The 19,407-nt window shown below is 59.4% G+C and carries 17 protein-coding genes; 14 read left to right on the forward strand and 3 right to left on the reverse strand.

What is annotated here, in order from left to right; genetic code table 11:
• Positions 1 to 214: 214 nt before the first annotated feature.
• Positions 215 to 1,135, forward strand: coding sequence for an ornithine carbamoyltransferase (gene argF / locus RMV17_RS23510; protein ID WP_034153512.1), 921 nt, complete (start codon positions 215 to 217; stop codon positions 1,133 to 1,135).
• Positions 1,132 to 2,241 (forward strand): ABC transporter ATP-binding protein, encoded by a 1,110-nt coding sequence (locus RMV17_RS23515; RefSeq protein WP_016986648.1) that lies wholly within the window; start codon positions 1,132 to 1,134, stop codon positions 2,239 to 2,241. Before argF ends, RMV17_RS23515 begins: the two co-directional genes overlap by 4 nt.
• A 78-nt stretch (positions 2,242 to 2,319) precedes the next feature.
• Here RMV17_RS23515 and RMV17_RS23520 read toward each other — a convergent pair whose 3' ends face one another.
• Together RMV17_RS23520 and ybaK are read right to left on the reverse strand one after the other, a co-directional pair.
• Positions 2,320 to 3,102, reverse strand: a complete 783-nt coding sequence (locus RMV17_RS23520) for a PhzF family phenazine biosynthesis protein (RefSeq protein ID WP_034153513.1) — start codon at positions 3,100 to 3,102, stop codon at positions 2,320 to 2,322.
• Positions 3,103 to 3,197: 95 nt separating this feature from the next.
• The gene (gene ybaK, locus RMV17_RS23525) at positions 3,198 to 3,668 is read right to left on the reverse strand and encodes a Cys-tRNA(Pro) deacylase (protein WP_003227741.1); all 471 of its coding nucleotides are present in this window, start codon (positions 3,666 to 3,668) and stop codon (positions 3,198 to 3,200) included.
• A gap of 362 nt (positions 3,669 to 4,030) precedes the next feature.
• On the opposite strand from ybaK, the gene RMV17_RS23530 reads away from it, so the two are divergent.
• The 4 genes from RMV17_RS23530 to glpD all read left to right on the forward strand — a co-directional run bounded on the left by RMV17_RS23530 (position 4,031) and on the right by glpD (position 9,098).
• Positions 4,031 to 4,882, forward strand: a complete 852-nt coding sequence (locus RMV17_RS23530; RefSeq protein WP_016986645.1) for an MIP/aquaporin family protein — start codon at positions 4,031 to 4,033, stop codon at positions 4,880 to 4,882.
• A 77-nt stretch (positions 4,883 to 4,959) separates the two neighbouring features.
• Complete coding sequence (gene glpK, locus RMV17_RS23535) at positions 4,960 to 6,462, forward strand: glycerol kinase GlpK (protein WP_007916698.1); 1,503 nt, start codon at positions 4,960 to 4,962, stop codon at positions 6,460 to 6,462.
• Between the two features lie 95 nt (positions 6,463 to 6,557).
• Positions 6,558 to 7,313: a DeoR/GlpR family transcriptional regulator gene (locus RMV17_RS23540; RefSeq protein WP_007916700.1), complete on the forward strand. Its 756-nt coding sequence runs from the start codon at positions 6,558 to 6,560 to the stop codon at positions 7,311 to 7,313.
• Positions 7,314 to 7,562: 249 nt separating this feature from the next.
• Positions 7,563 to 9,098 (forward strand): glycerol-3-phosphate dehydrogenase, encoded by a 1,536-nt coding sequence (gene glpD / locus RMV17_RS23545; RefSeq protein WP_034153515.1) that lies wholly within the window; start codon positions 7,563 to 7,565, stop codon positions 9,096 to 9,098.
• Positions 9,099 to 9,394: 296 nt separating this feature from the next.
• Here glpD and RMV17_RS23550 read toward each other — a convergent pair whose 3' ends face one another.
• Complete coding sequence (locus tag RMV17_RS23550) at positions 9,395 to 10,282, reverse strand: LysR family transcriptional regulator (protein WP_311882915.1); 888 nt, start codon at positions 10,280 to 10,282, stop codon at positions 9,395 to 9,397.
• 105 nt (positions 10,283 to 10,387) lie between these two features.
• On the opposite strand from RMV17_RS23550, the gene RMV17_RS23555 reads away from it, so the two are divergent.
• From RMV17_RS23555 to mtr, 8 genes are all read left to right on the forward strand, one after another.
• Positions 10,388 to 11,755: an MFS transporter gene (locus RMV17_RS23555; protein WP_311882917.1), complete on the forward strand. Its 1,368-nt coding sequence runs from the start codon at positions 10,388 to 10,390 to the stop codon at positions 11,753 to 11,755.
• On the forward strand, positions 11,736 to 12,152 hold the full coding sequence (locus RMV17_RS23560; protein WP_311882918.1) for a DUF4440 domain-containing protein: 417 nt from the start codon (positions 11,736 to 11,738) through the stop codon (positions 12,150 to 12,152). Before RMV17_RS23555 ends, RMV17_RS23560 begins: the two co-directional genes overlap by 20 nt.
• On the forward strand, positions 12,149 to 13,081 hold the full coding sequence (locus tag RMV17_RS23565) for an iron-sulfur cluster-binding domain-containing protein (protein WP_311882920.1): 933 nt from the start codon (positions 12,149 to 12,151) through the stop codon (positions 13,079 to 13,081). The genes RMV17_RS23560 and RMV17_RS23565 overlap by 4 nt, the downstream gene beginning before the upstream one ends.
• A 14-nt stretch (positions 13,082 to 13,095) precedes the next feature.
• Positions 13,096 to 14,394 (forward strand): Rieske 2Fe-2S domain-containing protein, encoded by a 1,299-nt coding sequence (locus RMV17_RS23570; RefSeq protein ID WP_311882922.1) that lies wholly within the window; start codon positions 13,096 to 13,098, stop codon positions 14,392 to 14,394.
• Positions 14,375 to 14,860 (forward strand): aromatic-ring-hydroxylating dioxygenase subunit beta, encoded by a 486-nt coding sequence (locus tag RMV17_RS23575; RefSeq protein WP_034153521.1) that lies wholly within the window; start codon positions 14,375 to 14,377, stop codon positions 14,858 to 14,860. Before RMV17_RS23570 ends, RMV17_RS23575 begins: the two co-directional genes overlap by 20 nt.
• A 20-nt stretch (positions 14,861 to 14,880) precedes the next feature.
• Positions 14,881 to 16,590 (forward strand): FAD-dependent oxidoreductase, encoded by a 1,710-nt coding sequence (locus RMV17_RS23580; RefSeq protein ID WP_311882925.1) that lies wholly within the window; start codon positions 14,881 to 14,883, stop codon positions 16,588 to 16,590.
• 30 nt (positions 16,591 to 16,620) lie between these two features.
• A complete protein-coding gene (locus RMV17_RS23585; protein WP_311882927.1) occupies positions 16,621 to 17,949 on the forward strand; it encodes an amidase family protein in 1,329 nt (442 codons plus the stop codon).
• 150 nt (positions 17,950 to 18,099) lie between these two features.
• A complete protein-coding gene (mtr, locus tag RMV17_RS23590; RefSeq protein WP_311882929.1) occupies positions 18,100 to 19,359 on the forward strand; it encodes a tryptophan permease in 1,260 nt (419 codons plus the stop codon).
• Positions 19,360 to 19,407 lie beyond the last annotated feature (48 nt).

Below are 19,407 nucleotides of genomic sequence, written 5' to 3' on the forward strand. Positions count from 1 at the left end.
TCCTCAACCCGGCTTCAAATACGCGACTGTAACGCCAGTGCGTTCTCCGAATCCCACAAAAACCGTAGCCTATTGGAAAAACGCGACATTTAGTGTCAATATCGCGCCTTCCCCTATTTCGTCGCCCCGTGCGGCTTACGCCGCAGGTCTCGCCCGTTGTTCCGATAAACAAGGCTTTGAGCATCTGCGGTTTGTAGCAAAAAGGTAGTCAATGATGAGCGCAAGGCACTTTCTCTCCCTGATGGATTGCACGCCCGAAGAGCTGGTCAGCGTGATCCGTCGAGGCGTTGAGCTCAAGGACCTGCGTAACCGCGGCGTACTGTTCGAGCCTCTGAAAAACCGTGTACTGGGCATGATCTTCGAGAAGTCCTCGACCCGTACCCGTATCTCCTTCGAGGCCGGCATGATCCAGCTCGGCGGCCAGGCGATCTTCCTGTCGCCGCGCGACACCCAACTGGGCCGTGGCGAGCCGATCGGCGACTGCGCCATCGTCATGTCGAGCATGCTCGATGCGGTGATGATCCGTACCTTTGCCCACAGCACCTTGACCGAATTCGCCGCCAACTCGCGCGTGCCCGTGATCAACGGCCTGTCCGATGACCTGCACCCGTGCCAGTTGCTGGCCGACATGCAGACGTTCCTCGAGCATCGCGGCTCTATCCAGGGCAAAACCGTGGCCTGGATCGGCGACGGCAACAACATGTGCAACAGCTATATAGAAGCGGCGATCCAGTTCGACTTCCAGTTGCGCGTCGCCTGCCCGGAAGGCTACGAACCAAACCCTGAGTTCGTCGCCAGGGCCGGCGATCGCGTGACCATCGTTCGCGATCCTGCCGACGCCGTGCGCGGCGCGCATCTGGTGAGCACCGATGTCTGGACTTCGATGGGTCAGGAAGAGGAAACTGCCAAGCGCCTCAAGCTGTTCGCGCCGTTCCAGGTCAACCGTGCCCTGCTCGACCTCGCTGCCGAGGACGTGCTGTTCATGCACTGCTTGCCTGCGCACCGTGGCGAAGAAATCAGCCTCGACCTGCTTGATGACCCGCGCTCCGTCGCCTGGGATCAGGCAGAAAACCGTCTCCACGCACAGAAGGCCCTGCTCGAGTTCCTCGTCGAACCGGCATATCACCACGCATGAGCCATGAATTACTGCTGAACCTGCGCAACCTCGCTTGCGGCTATCAAGATCAACGTGTGGTGCAGAACCTCAATCTGCACCTCAACGCCGGTGACATCGGTTGCCTGCTCGGCTCGTCCGGCTGCGGCAAGACCACCACCCTGCGCGCCATCGCCGGTTTCGAACCGGTGCACGAAGGTGAAATCACCCTCGGCGGTGAGACCATTTCCAGCGCCGGCTTCACCCTGGCGCCGGAAAAACGCCGGATCGGCATGGTGTTCCAGGATTACGCGCTGTTCCCGCACCTGAGTGTCGCCGACAATATTGCCTTCGGTATCCGCAAGCATCCGAACAAAGAGCGCGTGACCGAAGAACTGCTCGAACTGGTCAACCTGAAAAATCTTGGCAAACGTTTCCCGCACGAGTTGTCCGGCGGCCAGCAACAGCGCGTCGCCCTCGCCCGTGCGTTGGCGCCGGAGCCGCAATTGCTGCTGCTCGATGAGCCGTTTTCCAACCTCGATGGCGAACTGCGGCGCAAGCTCAGCCATGAAGTACGCGACATCCTCAAGGCCCGTGGCACCAGTGCGATTCTGGTGACCCACGACCAGGAAGAAGCCTTCGCCGTCAGCGATCACGTTGGCGTGTTCAAGGAAGGTCGACTGGAACAGTGGGATACGCCGTACAACCTGTATCACGAGCCGGCAACGCCTTATGTGGCCAGCTTCATCGGTCAGGGTTACTTCATTCGCGGCCAGCTCGGCAGCCCGGAATCGGTGCAGACCGAGCTGGGTGAGTTGCGTGGCAATCGTGCTTATACATGGCCGATTGGCGGCGCCGTGGATGTATTGCTGCGCCCGGATGACATTGTTTATGCACCGGACAGTGGCTTGAAAGCACGGATTGTCGGCAAGACCTTCCTGGGCGCTTCGACGCTGTATCGTCTGCAATTGCCGACGGGGGCGCAGCTGGAATCGATCTTCCCAAGCCATGCGGATCATCAGGTCGGTGCGGAAGTGGGGATTCGTGTAGTTGCCGAACACTTGGTACTTTTCCAGGCCTCCGGCAGCACCGCCGCACAGATCCCGGCAGTGGAAAGCGGCGTGCGCCGTTACAGCGCCGCACTTTAAAGATCAAAAGATCGCAGCCTTCGGCAACTCCTACAGGGATCAATGTAGGAGCTGCCGAAGGCTGCGATCTTTTAGCTTCTAACCGAGGATCAGGGTGCCGCTGGCAACCAGCGTCGCATTGCCGCCGATCTTCACCCGCTCACCCTCCAACCGACAAAACAACTCCCCGCCCCGCGCCGAGCGCTGGCACGCGGTCAGGCTCGACTTGCCCAGACGCTTCGACCAATACGGAATCAGGCTGCAATGCGTTGAACCGGTCACCGGGTCTTCATCGATGCCGATCGCCGGTGCGAAATAGCGCGAGACGAAGTCATGCTGATTGCCCCGCGCCGTAACGATCGCGCCCAGCCACGGCAGCTTGGCCAGCGCAACCATGTCCGGCTTGCAATCGAGCACCGCCTGCTCCGACTCCAGCACCACAAACAGTTCGTTTGAGCCGAGCACATCCACCGCCTCAACACCCAGCGCCCGCTCGACGTCCAGCGTCACGCCAATCTCTGACGGTACGATCGACGGGAAGTCCAGCCACAACCGATCACCTTCACGCGTGACGCTCAGCGCGCCGGACTTGCAAGTGAAGTCGATACGTTCGGCGCTTTCCTTGTAGATTTCGAACAGTACATAAGCGCTGGCCAACGTGGCGTGCCCGCACAACGGTACTTCAGTGGTCGGCGTAAACCAGCGGATATGCCAGGCCTGACCTTCGCGTACCAGAAACGCGGTTTCCGCCAGATTGTGCTCGGCGGCAATCTTCTGCATCAGCTCATCGGCGAGCCAGGCGTCCAGCCGATAAACCATTGCCGGATTGCCACTGAACGGCCGATCACTGAATGCGTCGACCTGATGAAACTCGAGCTGCATAACCTTCTCCCTAAGTCAGTCGGCAGAGCATGCCGCCACGACGCGATCAGCACCAGTGACAGAACCGGCCAATTTTCTGCATACAGCGATAACGACTACGCACGGCCGATATCGGCAAATTTCGCCTGGGTATGTTCGGCGAGCACAGCAGGCGCCAACTCGACTTCCAGCCCGCGCCGACCGGCGCTGACATAAATAGTCGCAAAACCCTGAGCCGAGTTATCGATGAAGGTGCGCAGGCGCTTTTTCTGCCCCAACGGGCTGATGCCGCCCAACAGATAACCGGTGGAGCGCTGGGCCGCTGCCGGGTCAGCCATCTCGACTTTTTTCACGCCTGCCGCATGCGCCAGACCTTTGAGGTCGAGGCTTCCGACGACCGGCACCACTGCCACCAGCAACTCGCCCTTTTCGCTGGCTGCCAGCAAGGTTTTAAACACCTGCGCCGGTTCAAGTGCCAATTTCTCTGCGGCCTCCAGCCCATACGACGCGGCCTTTGGGTCATGTTCGTAACTGTGCACGCGATGTTCGGCACGAACTTTTTTCAACAAGTCCAACGCAGGGGTCATGGCAGCTCCAGGCTCGGCAGTGACAGAAAATTCCTCCGGCGGATTCTAGGTGATCAGCCCTTAAAAGGCTCTATCCCAAGCCACGATTCCCGTGGGGTGTAGCCATTTCAAAAGTGCCGCGCTGTGTGCATGGCACAGGATCATTCACCCAGCGAATAGTTTTATTGTGACCGATGGTTCACTTTCGACCTTTGACAGGTTTGTTTCTTGTCTATATTTTTTCGAATCTGAATAATGTAAGAATTATCGTCATCGCAGCACCCAGCAGTAAACCGGGAACGGAATGGGGATTCCTACCTGGTGAAAATCGCGCCTTGCCCTGACGGCAGCGCGCCAGACAACAACAAAAACCGAGGTTTTCAATGACAACTGCTTTACAGCAACCAACGCTCTCAAGCCAATGCATGGCCGAGTTTCTGGGTACTGCACTTCTGATCTTTTTCGGCACTGGTTGCGTCGCCGCGCTCAAGGTCGCGGGTGCCAGCTTCGGCCTGTGGGAAATCAGCATCATCTGGGGCGTCGGCGTGAGCATGGCGATCTACCTCACTGCCGGTGTTTCCGGCGCACACCTGAACCCGGCCGTGAGCATCGCCCTGGCGATCTTCGCCGACTTCGAAAAGCGCAAACTGCCGTTCTATATTCTTGCCCAGATCGCCGGGGCCTTCTGTGGCGCGCTGCTGGTTTACACGCTGTACAGCAATCTATTCTTCGATTACGAACAAACTCACCAAATGGTTCGTGGCTCGGCCGCCAGCCTCGAGTTGGCCTCGGTGTTCTCGACCTTCCCGAACCCGGTACTGTCGACCGCGCAGGCGTTCCTGGTCGAGATGATCATCACCGCGATCCTGATGGGCGTGATCATGTCCCTGACCGACGACAACAACGGCCTGCCGAAAGGCCCATTGGCACCGCTGCTGATCGGCTTGCTGATCGCGGTGATCGGCAGTTCGATGGGCCCGCTGACCGGTTTCGCGATGAACCCGGCGCGTGACTTCGGTCCGAAACTGATGACTTTCTTCGCCGGCTGGGGTGAAATTTCCTTCACTGGCGGCCGCGATATTCCCTACTTCCTGATTCCGATTTTTGCACCGATTGTCGGTGCCTGCCTCGGTGCTGCCGGGTATCGCGGGCTCATCGCCCGTCACCTGACCGGCGCCACACCTGCTACAAAGGATGCAGAACCGGCCATTGACGGCAAACCAAGAACTTCTTGAAACAGTCGGCGCCGGCTCCTGCCCAATAGAGCCTGCGCCACGGCCCACTCTCCCTTATTTCGTCCAAGGCAATCGACATGACCGACATTCAGAATAAGAACTACATCATTGCCCTCGATCAGGGTACGACCAGCTCCCGCGCGATCATTTTCGACCGCGATGCGAACGTGGTCTGCACCGCGCAGCGCGAATTCGCCCAGCATTACCCGCAGGCCGGTTGGGTCGAACACGACCCGATGGAAATCTTCGCCACCCAGAGCGCGGTGATGGTTGAAGCGCTGGCCCAGGCCGGTCTGCATCACGATCAGGTCGCCGCCATCGGTATCACCAACCAGCGTGAAACCACCGTGGTCTGGGACAAGACCACCGGCCGCCCGGTTTACAACGCCATCGTCTGGCAGTGCCGCCGCAGCACCGAGATCTGCCAGCAACTCAAGCGCGACGGTCACGAAGAGTACATCCGCGACAACACCGGCCTGGTCACCGACCCGTACTTCTCCGGCACCAAACTGAAGTGGATCCTCGACAACGTCGAAGGCAGCCGCGAGCGTGCGCGCAACGGCGAATTGCTGTTCGGCACCGTCGATAGCTGGCTGATCTGGAAGTTCACCGGCGGCAAAGTACACGTCACCGACTACACCAACGCCTCGCGCACCATGCTCTTCAACATTCACTCGCTGGAGTGGGATTCGAAGATGCTCGAGATCCTCGACATCCCGCGCGAAATGCTCCCGGAAGTGAAAGCCTCTTCGGAAATCTACGGTCGCACCAAGAGCGGCATCGCCATCGGCGGTATCGCCGGCGACCAGCAAGCAGCCTTGTTCGGGCAAATGTGCGTGGAGCCAGGTCAGGCAAAAAACACCTACGGCACCGGCTGTTTCCTGCTGATGAACACCGGCGACAAAGCGGTGAAATCCCAGCACGGCATGCTCACCACCATCGCTTGCGGCCCGCGTGGCGAAGTTGCTTACGCACTGGAAGGCGCGGTGTTCAACGGCGGTTCGACCGTACAGTGGCTGCGCGATGAACTGAAGATCATCAACGACGCCCACGACACCGAATACTTCGCCAATAAAGTGAAGGACAGCAACGGCGTGTACCTGGTACCGGCATTCACCGGTCTCGGTGCTCCGTACTGGGACCCGTATGCCCGTGGCGCGCTGTTCGGCCTGACTCGCGGCGTACGTGTGGATCACATCATCCGCGCTGCGCTGGAATCGATCGCTTACCAGACCCGCGACGTGCTCGACGCCATGCAACAGGACTCCGGCGAACGCCTCAAGGCTCTGCGCGTGGATGGCGGCGCGGTGGCGAACAACTTCCTCATGCAGTTCCAGGCCGACATCCTCGGCACGCAGGTTGAGCGCCCGCAAATGCGCGAAACCACGGCACTCGGCGCGGCGTATCTGGCCGGCCTGGCGTGCGGCTTCTGGGGCAGCCTGGAAGAACTGCGCGGCAAAGCGGTGATCGAGCGCGAGTTCGAGCCGAGCCTGGACGAAGTGGAGAAAGAGAAGCTGTACAAAGGCTGGAAAAAAGCCGTCAGCCGCACCCGTGACTGGGCGCGTGAGGACGCTGAATAAGCCAACCTGAGTACTCGTATCTGTATGTAACTGGTCGGGAGGAGATTCCTGCGGCATCATGGGCAAATTTTGCACGGCAGCCCAAAGGAAGCCCCATGAATCTGCCTCCCCGTCAGCAGCAAATCCTCGAGCTGGTCCGCGAACGCGGCTATGTGAGCATCGAGGAAATGGCCACGCTGTTCGTTGTTACCCCGCAAACCATCCGCCGCGATATCAATCAGCTCGCGGAAGCCAATCTGCTGCGTCGCTACCATGGCGGTGCTGCCTACGATTCCAGCGTCGAAAACACTGCCTATGCGATGCGCGCCGACCAGATGCGCGATGAAAAACAACGCATCGGTGAAGCCATCGCCGCACAGATTCCCGATCACGCCTCGCTGTTCATCAATATCGGCACGACCACCGAATCGATTGCCCGCGCCCTGCTCAATCACAATCACCTGAAAATCATCACCAACAACCTGCACGTAGCGTCGATGCTCAGTGCCAAGGATGATTTCGATGTGCTGCTGACCGGCGGCAATGTGCGTCGTGACGGCGGTGTGGTCGGTCAAGCGAGCGTGGATTTCATCAATCAGTTCAAGGTTGATTTCGCCCTGGTCGGGATTAGCGGTATTGATGAAGACGGCAGTTTGCTCGACTTTGATTATCAGGAAGTGCGGGTTTCGCAGGCGATCATTGCCAATGCACGACAGGTGATTCTGGCGGCGGATTCGAGCAAGTTCGGGCGTAACGCGATGATCCGGTTGGGGCCGATCAGCTTGATTGATTGCCTTGTAACCGATCAGCAGCCGGTGCCGGCGCTGGCACAGTTGTTGAGTCAGCACAAGATTCGCCTCGAAGTGGTTTAAAAACCCTCAAGATCAAAAGATCGCAGCCTTCGGCAGCTCCTACATAGGTTCACTTGACCTGTAGGAGCTGCCGGAGGCTGCGATCTTTTTTGCTCTTAATGTTCGTATTTTTTCCTTTCCCCGCCCTTCGATGAGTTTTTTCAATCGAACGTGACTGGCTGCGCGCGTGTTTATGGGCTACCATTTTCGCAAATGAACATTCATGTTCGATTTCCAATATAGAAAATCAAAAGAACCCGAGGCCAGCCGATGTCCACCTCTACCTTGCGTACGCCCCCAATCTCCGAGATCTACGACATCGCCGTTATTGGCGGCGGGATCAATGGCGTGGGGATCGCAGCGGATGCCGCCGGTCGCGGGCTTTCGGTGTTCCTTTGTGAAAAAGATGATCTGGCCAGCCACACCTCGTCGGCCAGCAGCAAGCTGATCCACGGTGGCCTGCGCTACCTCGAACATTACGAATTCCGTCTGGTGCGTGAAGCGCTGGCCGAACGCGAAGTGCTGCTGGCCAAGGCGCCGCACATCGTCAAACCGATGCGTTTCGTGCTGCCGCACCGTCCGCACCTGCGCCCGGCGTGGATGATCCGTGCGGGCCTGTTCCTGTATGACAACCTCGGCAAGCGCGAAAAACTGCCAGGTTCGAAAAGCCTGAAGTTCGGTGCCGACAGCGCGCTTAAAAGCGAAATCAAGAAAGGCTTCGAGTATTCCGACTGCTGGGTCGACGACGCCCGTCTCGTGGTTCTGAATGCCATGGCCGCTCGCGAAAAAGGCGCCCACGTGCACACCCAGACCCGTTGCGTCAGCGCCCGCCGCGCCAAAGGCTTGTGGCACCTGAACCTGGAACGTGCCGACGGCAGCCTGTTTTCGATCACCGCCAAAGCGCTGGTGAACGCCGCCGGCCCGTGGGTCGCCAAGTTCATTCGTGACGACCTGAAGATGGAATCGCCGTACGGCATCCGTCTGATTCAGGGCAGCCACATCATCGTGCCGAAGCTGTACGAAGGCGATCACGCGCACATTCTGCAAAACGAAGATCAACGCATCGTTTTCACCATTCCGTACCTCAACCACTTCACTCTGATCGGCACCACCGACCGTGAATACACCGGCGATCCGGCGAAAGTGGCGATCACCGACGGCGAAACCGATTACCTGCTGAAAGTGGTCAATGCGCACTTCAAGCAGCAGATCAGCCGCGACGACATCCAGCACAGCTACTCGGGCGTACGCCCACTGTGCAACGACGAATCCGACAACCCGTCGGCCGTCACCCGCGATTACACCCTGGCCTTGTCAGGCAGCACTGAGGAAGCACCACTGTTGTCGGTGTTCGGCGGCAAGCTGACCACCTACCGCAAACTCGCCGAGTCGGCGATGGCGCAGTTGCTGCCGTTCTTCACCCAGATGCGCCCGAGCTGGACCGCCACCGCCACACTGCCCGGTGGCGAAGACATGACCACCCCGCAAGCCTTGTGCGCGCAGATTCGCGACAAGTTCGACTTCGTGCCGACCGAGATCGCTCGTCGCTGGTCCACCACCTACGGCAGCCGCACCTGGCGCATGCTCGAAGGCGTGGAAACCCTGGCCGACATGGGCGAACACCTCGGCGGCGGGCTCTACACCCGTGAAGTCGATTACCTGTGCAGCGAAGAATGGGCAACCACTGCCCACGACATTCTCTGGCGCCGCAGCAAACTCGGTTTGTTCACTACGCCGGCAGAGCAGGAAAAACTGGCGGCGTATCTGGGCAAGGTTGAACAGAACCGCAAGATCGAAGCGGCCTGATCTTCGGAACGTCGCTTGAACGAAAGCCCCTGAGTTGTGAGATTCAGGGGCTTTTTGTTGTGCCCGCAAGATCCAGCCCCCCTCACCCCAGCCCTCTCCCCCCAAGGGGGGCGAGGGGGAAAGGGAGCCGATCGGGGCTCGTTCAAATACCGCGCAGGGAAAGGGAGAGCCGATCGGGGACTTTTCAAATTCTGAGGTCGACTCGATATTTCAGGTCGGCATCACTCGCAAGGACGACACGATCAGTCCCCTCTCCCACTGGGAGAGGGTTAGGGTGAGGGGCTTTTGGGCCGTTATCACTGCGCCAGATGCAACAACAGAAAATCGATAAACGCCCGCGACTTGTGCGGCAGATGCGGGGTGTTCGGAAATACCACATTGATCGACTGCGAAGGCAACGAATACTCCGGCAGCAAGCGCACCAGATGCCCGGCAGCAATGTCATCGGCCACCACCCACGCCGGCAGAACCGACACGCCCAGCGAAGACAACGTCATCGAGCGAATCGCCGTCGACGAGTTCGATTCGAAGTGGCTGGTGCCGCCGACCTCAACGCTCTGCCCTTGCCCATGGCGCAATGTCCACTGGGTCGGCGCCTGCAAATTGCTGTTGGCGATCCATGGCACGCTGTTCAGATCCTGCGGTTCCCGCACCGTATGCCGGGCGAGAAATGCCTCGCTGGCCACCAGCACGATTTCATAATCGGCCAACTTGCGACTCTTGAATGCCGAATCCGCCAAGTTGCCCAGACGGATCACCAGATCAAGCTTCTCCGCCACCAGATCATTCAACGAAGAGTTGAAGTTGTAGCACAGGCGAATTTCCGGATAACGCTCGGAGAACAGTGGGATCAACGGCAGAATATACTTTTCACCGTATTCACTGGTTGAACTAATCCGTAACTTTCCGGATACCCGATTATTACCTTTGAGGACATTATCAAAGGCATTGTCGATGTCCGCGACAATACCCTTGAACTCTTCATAAAACTCCTGACCTATTTCGGTCAGCGATATATTGCGGGTATTGCGGATCAACAGCGTCGCCGACAAAACCTCTTCCAGCGCCTTGACATGCAGGCTGGCCATGGCTTTGCTGATACTCAGGTAGTTTGCAGCTTTGGTATAAGAACCAAAGTCGACCACCGCGAGGAACGTCTGAACCCGATTAAGATGAGAATGCATGGCGCTATGGCTCACTGTTAAATCCTGTCAAACATTGTTTTAAGCATAGTCGTATCGACACTTCAAGTCCATCGCCCCTATGCTGCGCGGCAAAGGGGATACAACATGAACTATCGCTATAAGATTGCGCTGATCTTTTTGATCGGCTTTTTTATTGACTGTATAAACATATTTATGTCGGCTGTGGCATTGCCCAGTATATCGGCAACTTTACAGGTGAGTACTTCATCGGTGGCGTGGGTCGCCAATGCTTATATTCTGGGCCTGACCCTGATTATTCCGGTCAGCACCTGGCTGGCCGGGCGTTTTGGCAGTCGCGAGATTCTCACCGCTTCGATGCTGGTGTTCACCGGCTCTGTGTGGATGTGCGGCATGGCCGACAGCTTCCATGAACTGGTGATCTGGCGTTTCGTTCAGGGCGTCGGTGGCGGGCTGTTGATTCCGGTCGGTCAGGCGCTGACCTTCAATCTGTTTCAGGGCGAGCAGCGGGCGAAAATATCCACTCTGGTGATGGCTGTCGCGCTGATTGCCCCGGCCATTTCGCCGACGGTCGGCGGCATCATCGTCGACAGCAGCTCCTGGCGTTGGGTGTTCTACAGCAACATCCCGTTCTCGTTGATCGCCGCCGGGCTGTCGTGGTTGTGGATCAAGGAAAGCAAACCAACCGATCTTCCACGCCCGGACATCAAAGGCCTGCTGCTGGTCAGCGCTGCACTCGCCAGCCTGCTGATGGGCATGTCGCTGTACGGCGGCGACTACCCGGCGCTGGCCGCGTTGAGCTGTGTCGCGGCCGGCTTGCTGTTCATCGCGCTGTACCTGCGGCACTACCGCCGCTGCAGCAACGCGATCATCGAATTGAGCCTGCTCAAAAGCAAAAAACTCAGCACCTCGATCCTCATCTATTACGCGATTCCCGGCGTGTTCACCGGGGTCAACCTGATGAGCATTTTCTTCCTGCAGAACACCCTGCACTTCAGCGCCCGACTGACCGGGATGTTCATGATCCTCTACGCCATCGGCGCGTTCATTGCGATGACGATATGCGGCCGGGTCTACAACCGCGTCGGCGCGAAACGCCTGTTCACCCTCGGCATGCTGCTGCACAGCGCCGGCATCGCCACGCTGATGCTGGTCAACGCGCCGACAGACCTGTGGGTGATCGTCATCGCTTACAGCCTGATGGGCATTGGTGGCGGCATCGGCGCCAACACCGCGCAAACCACCTCGTTGATGGATTTCGCCGGCGGCGATACGCACAAGGCCAGCGTGATCTGGAACATCAATCGGCAGATGTCGTTCAGCCTCGGTGCCGCGCTGTTTCTGATGATTTTCAATGTGCTGCTCAAGCAGTTCGACACCACACAGGCCTATCACGCGACGTTCGCGATTGCGGCACTGGTCGGGCTGTTCCCGCTGTTTCAGATGAGTCAATTGAACCCTCCAAAGGAATGCCATGAACAACAACCTGGTTGAACGAGCGCAACACAGTATTCACCACGTGCACGATCTGATTCACCGCGTCTTCACCGATGCCGACGGTGCCGGCGCAGACGCCATCGCGCCGCTGATGGCGGTGTTCGCCGAACACTTCAGCATGGTCACCACGTCGGCTGCCGTGGTCGGTCGGGCGCAAGTCGAGCAACTGTTCAGCGGCGCCGTCGGTGCCCGCAAAGGTCTGGAGATTCTGATCAGCGACCTGCACACGGTCTGGCACGAAGGCTCGACCGTGGCCCTGCGCTACAAGGAAACCCATCGCCTGAATCAGAGCGAAACCTCGCGTATTTCGCTGGCGATCCTTCGCGTCCAGCACCACGACGTCCAGTGGCTGTACCTGCACGAAACACCGTTGAGCCAGGAAAAGCCTGCATGAAATACACCGTCACCCACTGCCGGATGCTCTCGGCGTCGATCAAGGAAGTCACCGTCAGCGGTCCGGCCTCCCTGGTGGACATGACCCATGCCGGTGCGCACTTCAAATGGCTGATTCCGGGGCTGGACGACTGTCGGCATTACTCGACGGTGCATGTGGACGAGGTCGCGGATGGCCAGTTCACCTTCGCCATTCGCCTCTCGCCGGACTCCGCCAGCAGCCAGTACATCCAAGCGTTGGCCGTAAACGACAGCGTGGAGCTGGAAGGTCCGTTGAACACCTTCGACTACCCGCTCGACGCTGACAGCGGACGTGATATCGCGATTGCCGGTGGCATCGGCATCACGCCGCTGACCGGCATCCTGCGCCACCTCGACGCGTTGAACCGCCCTGCGCACCTGCATTACTTCGCCAAGAGCGCCGACGACGCGGTCTACGCCCGGCACCTGCAAGAACAGCTGCAAGAACGCCTGCAACTGCACTTCTCCGGCAGTCGCCCGGCGATCAGCGAAGTGCTTGCCGACCTGACCGCCGATGACCGTCTGTATGTCTGCGGCCCGGCGGCGATGCTCAGCGCGGTACTCAGCCACGCCGAAAGCGTTGGCCTGGCGCGGGAGCAGATCCATCTGGAAGTGTTCAACGTTGCCCGCGATGACGCCGCGCAAGGCTTTGTCATCGAGGCGGCCGACTCCGGCGTCAGCGTCAATGTCGGCCCGCAACAGTCGTTGCTCGAAGCCTTGGAGGCGGCCGGACTCGATCCGCTGTACGACTGCCGTCGCGGTGAATGCGGCGTTTGTGCGCTGGATGTACTGGAAGGCGAAGTCGATCACCGCGATTTCATCATGAGCGAACAGGAAGCGGCGTGCAGTGCGCGAATCTATCCCTGCGTTTCACGGGCAAAAAGCCCGCGCCTGAAACTGGCGATCTGAAAGAGGACACCCCGTTGGACAACTATTTCAATGGCAGAGAAGTGCATAAATCTCTGTTCCTTGATCAGGCGCTTTTCGAACAGGAACAGCAGCGCGTGTTTGCCGCGAGCTGGTGCTACCTGGGTCACGACAGCCTGATCCCCGAGACCGGCGATTACTTCACCACTACCCTCGCGCAACAGCCGCTGGCGATGGTTCGGCAGAAGAACGGTGCCATCGTCGTGCTGCACAACCGCTGCCCGCACAAAGGCGTGAAAGTACTGGCCGAAGCGCGCGGCAATGTCGGCCGCTTCATGCGTTGTCCGTACCACGCATGGACGTTCAAGACTGACGGCGAGCTGCTGAGCATTCCGGTGAAAAAGGAATACGACGACTGCGACCTCAGCAGTTGTTCTGCGCACAAAGGCATGCGCCCGGTGAACGCGGTGCACAACTATCGTGGTTTCGTGTTTGTCCGTTTGACGGAACAAGGCATCGGCTTCGAGGAGTTCTTCGGTGAGTCGCTGTCGACCCTGGACAACATGGTCATGCGCTCGCCGCAGAGCCAGTTGAAAGTGATCGGCCAGCCATTGCTGCACCGCCATCGCTGCAACTGGAAAATGGTCGTCGACAACCAGACCGACACCTGCCACCCGATGATCGCCCACGAATCTTCGGCCGGCGAAGCGATACGCCTGTGGCAGGCAACCGGTGATCAGGGCAAGCCGCCGATGGCGGTCGAACTGTTCTCGCCGTTCATGGCCTCCTACGAGTTTTTCGCCGGCATGGGCATTCGGGTCTGGGCCAACGGCCACGGGCATACCGGCGTCAGCAATTCGATTCACAAGGCGTACACCGACATCCCCGGCTACTGGGAACAGATGGTCGAAAGCTACGGTGAAGACCAGGCCCGGGCGATCCTCGACGATACCCGCCACAACACCGTGTATTTCCCCAACCTGATGGTCAAGGGACCGATTCAGACCTTGCGTGTGATCAAACCGGTCAGCGCCCGCGAAACCATCGTCGAGTCGTGGATCTTCGAACTGCAAGGCGCGCCCGTGCAGTTGCTGGAAAGGACTGTGCAGTACAACAACCTGATCAACTCGCCGTGCTCGATGGTCGCCCACGACGATGTGGAAATGTACGAACGGGCCATGGAAGGCCTGGGCAGCGACGCCAACGAATGGGTCAACGTCGCCCGCTTGTTCAGCCCGAACGAATCCTATGCGCAGACCCAAGTGGTGTCCGGCACCAGCGAAATGGCCATGCGTAATTTCTATAACAGTTGGCAGCACTTGATGCGGGACGACCATGCAACACGATCAATCTAATCACCACGCCATTGAGCAACTGATCGAAACCGAACTGCACTTGCTCGACCAGCAGGATTTCGACGCCTGGCAGCAACTGCTCAGCGATGACTACCACTACTGGATTCCCATGACCCGTGAGCAGGTCAGCCCGTTGCACGAATCGTCGCTGGTGTATGAAGACCGTTTTCTGACCACGCTGCGGATCAACCGGCTGGCCAATGCGCGCAACTTTTCCCAGCAGCCCAAGAGCCGCAGCCTGCACATCGCCCAGCGCCCGCGCATCAGCCTCGACGCAGCCTCGTTCAACGCCTTCGCCAGCTCCAACATGCTCTATTGCGAAGCGCGCGGCGACAACGAATGGCACTACCCGGTGACCGTCGAGCATCAACTGATCAACATCGATGGCACGTGGAAAATCCACGGCAAGAAGATCCTGTTGCTCAACCCCGCACGCGCCCTTGAAAGCCTGCAGCTCATTATCTGATCGATCGAGAATTCCCCCCTGTGAAGCCTATTTCCCATGATTGCAGTCAGGCGTCCGCGTGCCTGTCTTTTCCCTACGTCGATCTGCTGTATGACTACGGCCAGTTCCTGCGCAGTGCCGATGAAGCCATTGGTTACCTGCCGGCGGAAAGCGCCGAGAAACACATCGGCATCGTTGGCGCCGGCCTCAGCGGTTTGGTCGCCGCCTACGAATTGCTGCGCGCCGGGGCGCGTCGCGTCACCCTGTTTGAAGCCGAACCCGAGCATGTTGGCGGGCGCCTGCTGACCCAATGTTTTGACGAAGAGCAGCCGCAATTCATTGCCGAAATGGGCGCCATGCGCTTTCCGCCGAGTGAGGTCGGTCTGTTTCATTACCTCAATCGTTTCGGCATCCAGACCACCGAGGCGTTTCCCGACCCGGGCGTCGTCGACACCGAAATCCACTACCGCGGCGAGGCCCATCACTGGGCGGCGATGCAACCACCGCCGGCATTGTTCAGCACCGTTCACCAGGGCTGGATCGCCTTTCTCAGCGAAGGCGTGACCCTCGATGACGGCACGTGCCTGGCACCGCCGCTGCTGATCACCGAATTGCTCAAGCAGCACAATTACTGCGAAGTGCAGCCCGAGTGGCAACGCTATCTGGACTGCTTCGGTGACAGCTCGTTTTACTCGGCCATGGTGCGCATCTTCACCGGCAAAAAACCGCCGGGCGGCAAGCCGTGGCGCAAGCCCGAAGACTTCCATCTGTTCGGTTCGCTGGGCATTGGCTCCGGCGGTTTCCAGTCGGTGTACCGCGCCTCGTTCACCGAAATCCTGCGGCTGGTGGTGAATGCGCTGGAGGTCAATCAGCGTCTGGTGCCCAACGGTATTTCCTCGCTGGCCGAGCGGATTGCCGACACCTCGTTCAACGGCATTCAGGTACGCGACATGATTTGCCGCACGCGCATCGAATCGATCAACAAAGGTGCGCACGGCGAAATTCTGCTGGCCGGCAGCAATGGCGAAACGTATGCCTGCGACCGGGTAATCACCACCACCACGACCCGCGCCCTGCAAGTGAACCTCAAGCTCACGCAGAACCAGGCCTTCGTCAATCGCGACGTCGCGCGGGCGATCAATGAAACGCACATGGTCGGCTCATCCAAGCTGTTCATCCTGACCAAGGACAAGTTCTGGCTCAAACATGGTCTGGCGCAAAACATCCAGACCGACACCCTGGTCAAGGGTGTGTATTGCCTCGACTACGCGCCGCACGATCCGGATTCCTGGGGCGTGGTGCTGATCAGCTACACCTGGGAAGACGACTCGCACAAGATGGTTTCGATGACCGACAAGGTGCAACGCTGCCTGCGTCTGGTCGATGAATTGGCGATGAGTGCACCGGAGTTTGCCAGCCATCTGCTGCCGCTGGACGGTAACTACCAGCGCTACGTTCTGGAATACGACTGGCTGACCGACAAGCACGCGCTGGGCGCTTTCAAGCTGAATTTCCCCGGCGACGATATTTACTCCGAGCGCCTGTTCTATCAGTTCCGCACCGCACTCGATCCGCAACAGGACACCGGTTTGTACCTGGCCGGTTGCGGCGCCTCGTTCACTGGCGGCTGGGCCGAAGGCGCGATCCAGACCGCGCTGAATGGCGCGTGCGCGGTGATCAGCAGCCTGGGCGGCGACCTGATTGCCGGCAACCCGCTCGACGACCTGCACTCGCAGTACCGCTACTGCTGAACCAGTCCCTTTCCACGCCGAGAATCATCCATGTACAGCCAGCTTTCAATTGAACAGCTCGTCAACGGCTTTCGCAGTGGTCAACACTGCCCGGACACCTGGCAGCACGCCCTGCGCGAGCGCCATGTGCAGATGCAGCATCTGAACAGTTTCATCACCTTCGACCCGTCAGCGTTCAAGGCAAATGCTGCCGCGCGCGACAGCGCACTGTATGGCCTGCCGGTGTCGTTCAAGGACAACATCAATGTCAGCGGCCTGCCGACCACCGCCGGCACGCCCGGGCTGGCCGACTATGTGCCGCAGGCCGATGCCGGCATCGTCGAGCGCTTTCGGCAATTGGGCGCGCAGATTGTCGGCAAGAACAACATGCACGAATTGTCGTTTGGCGTGACCTCGGCCAACCATTCTCATGGCGCCGTGATCAACCCCGTCAACGAACGCTACAGTGCCGGCGGCAGCAGCGGTGGTTGTGCCGCGGCTGTCGCTGCCGGGCTGGTGGCGTGCGCGGTCGGCACTGACACCGGTGGCTCGGTGCGTATCCCGGCGGCGTTCTGCGGGATTGTCGGGTTCCGCCCGACCACCGGCGTATATCCGGTGGAAGGCATCGTCCCGGTGTCGCAAACCAAAGACACCCCGGGCCTGCTGACCCGCACCGTGGAAGATTGTCAGTTCGTTCACGCGCAACTGACCGGCAGCCTGCATCAGCCTGAAACCCGGCCGTTGCGCATTGGCATTCCCGAGCATTTCCTCTGGGCCGACCTCGCTGACAACGTGCAACGTGCTTGCCGCGCGGCCATCGATAGCCTGGCCGCGCGTGGCGTGATCATCGTGCCGGTCGACGATGCAGTGATTGGCGAGATCAACGAGAGCATTCAGTTTCCGCTACCGATCTACGAGTTCTTCATCGACTTTCCACGCTTCCTGATGAAAGCAGGACGCGGCGAACAGTTCCTCGACATCCTCGCGCAGATTCGCGACCCGGCGATCAAGAAAATCCTCACCGCGCAACTGGAAAGTCCGGCGATTTCCTACACGGACTACGTGCAGGCATTGATGAGCAAACTGCGTCTGGAGAAGGAATACCGCGCCCTCTTCAGCCGCCATCAACTGGATCTGCTGGCTTACCCGACCGTCACTTGCAGCGCGCCACTGCTCAGCGCTTGCGCGGATGAGAGCAACTTCGAAACCTTCGTGCGCAACACCGACCCGGCGAGCAACCTGGCGGCGCCGAGCATCAGCGTTCCGGTCGCGGCGGCGGGTGAGTTGCCAGTGGGTTTGTCGTTCGATGCGTTGCCGGGGCAGGACAGCTTTTTGCTGGCGAATGTTCAACGGTTAGCTCGTTTGCTCAACATCGCCTGAACCACGATCCCTGTGGGAGCGAGCCTGCTCGCGAAGGCGTCGTGTCAGTCGACATCAACTTCGTCTGCCAGACCGCATTCGCGAGCAGGCTCGCTCCCACAGGGGCTCTGCGTCGATGCACCTATAACAATTCAAATTGCGGGCCTTGCCATGCGCGTCACCTCAATATCCTCCGTTCCCGCTGTCGAACGTTCGCCGTCGATCCTCGGCGGCGCCATGATCATCGGCGGCACCATCGTCGGTGCCGGCATGTTCTCGCTGCCGGTGATCATGTCCGGGCTATGGTTCTACGGCTCCATCGCGGTGCTGCTGTTTGCCTGGTTCTGCACGTTGCACTCGGGCTTGATGATCCTCGAGGCCAATCTCAACTACCGCGAAGGCGCGAGTTTTTCCACGATCACCCGCGATCTGCTCGGCCGGGGCTGGAGCCGTTTGAACGGTTTGAGCATTGTGTTTGTCCTCTACACCCTGACGTACGCCTATATTTCCGCCAGCGGCTCAGTGATTCATCACACCGCGCAATCCTTCGGGCTGGAGTGGTCATCGCGCGCCGGCGGTTTGGGGTTCACGCTGCTGGTGGCGTTCATTGTCTGGCTGAGCACCACGGCGGTGAGTCGCATGACCACGCTGGTGTTCGGGGCAAAAATCCTCGCATTCTTTTTGACCTTCGGCGGTTTGCTCGGCCATGTGCAAAGCACCACGCTGCTGGATCTGAACGGCGGCGACAGGCATTACTGGCCTTATCTGTTGGTGACGCTGCCCTTTTGCCTGACTTCGTTCGGTTTTCACGGCAACGTGCCGAGCCTGATGAAGCATTACGGCAAGGACCCGCAGCGGATTCGCGCCTGTCTGGTCGGCGGCACCTTGATCGCACTGGCGCTGTATCTGGTGTGGATGCTGTGCAGCATGGGCAACATTCCCCGCGACACGTTCAAGGACATCGCCCAGCGCGGCGGTAACATCGATGTGCTGATCAGCGCCTTGGGGGCACGGCTCAACAGCGCCAACGTCGATCTGCTGCTGACGTTTTTTTCCAACTTCGCCGTGGCCTGTTCATTTCTCGGGGTGACCCTGGGTTTGTTCGATTACCTGGCCGATGTGCTGAAGTTCGACGACAGCCCCGTCGGTCGCCTGCAAACAGCGGCCGTGACGTTCGGGCCGCCAATGCTCGGTGGCTTCCTGTGGCCGGAAGGCTTTCTGCATGCCATCGGTTTTGCCGGGTTGGCGGCAACGTTGTGGGCGGTGATCACCCCGGCGTTGCTGGCACGCGCTTCGCGCAAGCGCTTTGGCAGCCCGCGCTATCGCGTATGGGGCGGCACGCCGATGATCGTCCTGGTGCTGTTGTTCGGGGTGATCTGCGCGGTGTCCCATGTGCTGTTCGTGCTGGATTGTCTGCCGGTGTGGCGCTGAGGCACTGCGTTCGGTTTTCCGAACGCGACTTCACGGTCGATTCGGTTA

The sequence above is a fragment of the Pseudomonas sp. VD-NE ins genome (assembly GCF_031882575.1).
Lineage (GTDB): Bacteria > Pseudomonadota > Gammaproteobacteria > Pseudomonadales > Pseudomonadaceae > Aquipseudomonas > Aquipseudomonas fluorescens_BZ.

Bases quoted from the DNA above. Each gene is read 5' to 3' on its own strand.
- RMV17_RS23555 (WP_311882917.1), top strand. From the start codon at position 10,388: ATGAACTATCGCTATAAGATTGCGCTGATCTTTTTGATCGGCTTTTTT.
- RMV17_RS23560 (WP_311882918.1), top strand. From the start codon at position 11,736: ATGAACAACAACCTGGTTGAACGAGCGCAACACAGTATTCACCACGTG.
- RMV17_RS23520 (WP_034153513.1), bottom strand. From the start codon at position 3,102: ATGCAGCTCGAGTTTCATCAGGTCGACGCATTCAGTGATCGGCCGTTC.
- RMV17_RS23565 (WP_311882920.1), top strand. From the start codon at position 12,149: ATGAAATACACCGTCACCCACTGCCGGATGCTCTCGGCGTCGATCAAG.
- RMV17_RS23540 (WP_007916700.1), top strand. From the start codon at position 6,558: ATGAATCTGCCTCCCCGTCAGCAGCAAATCCTCGAGCTGGTCCGCGAA.
- ybaK (WP_003227741.1), bottom strand. From the start codon at position 3,668: ATGACCCCTGCGTTGGACTTGTTGAAAAAAGTTCGTGCCGAACATCGC.
- argF (WP_034153512.1), top strand. From the start codon at position 215: ATGAGCGCAAGGCACTTTCTCTCCCTGATGGATTGCACGCCCGAAGAG.
- RMV17_RS23550 (WP_311882915.1), bottom strand. From the start codon at position 10,282: ATGCATTCTCATCTTAATCGGGTTCAGACGTTCCTCGCGGTGGTCGAC.
- RMV17_RS23585 (WP_311882927.1), top strand. From the start codon at position 16,621: ATGTACAGCCAGCTTTCAATTGAACAGCTCGTCAACGGCTTTCGCAGT.
- RMV17_RS23515 (WP_016986648.1), top strand. From the start codon at position 1,132: ATGAGCCATGAATTACTGCTGAACCTGCGCAACCTCGCTTGCGGCTAT.
- mtr (WP_311882929.1), top strand. From the start codon at position 18,100: ATGCGCGTCACCTCAATATCCTCCGTTCCCGCTGTCGAACGTTCGCCG.
- glpK (WP_007916698.1), top strand. From the start codon at position 4,960: ATGACCGACATTCAGAATAAGAACTACATCATTGCCCTCGATCAGGGT.
- RMV17_RS23575 (WP_034153521.1), top strand. From the start codon at position 14,375: ATGCAACACGATCAATCTAATCACCACGCCATTGAGCAACTGATCGAA.
- glpD (WP_034153515.1), top strand. From the start codon at position 7,563: ATGTCCACCTCTACCTTGCGTACGCCCCCAATCTCCGAGATCTACGAC.
- RMV17_RS23530 (WP_016986645.1), top strand. From the start codon at position 4,031: ATGACAACTGCTTTACAGCAACCAACGCTCTCAAGCCAATGCATGGCC.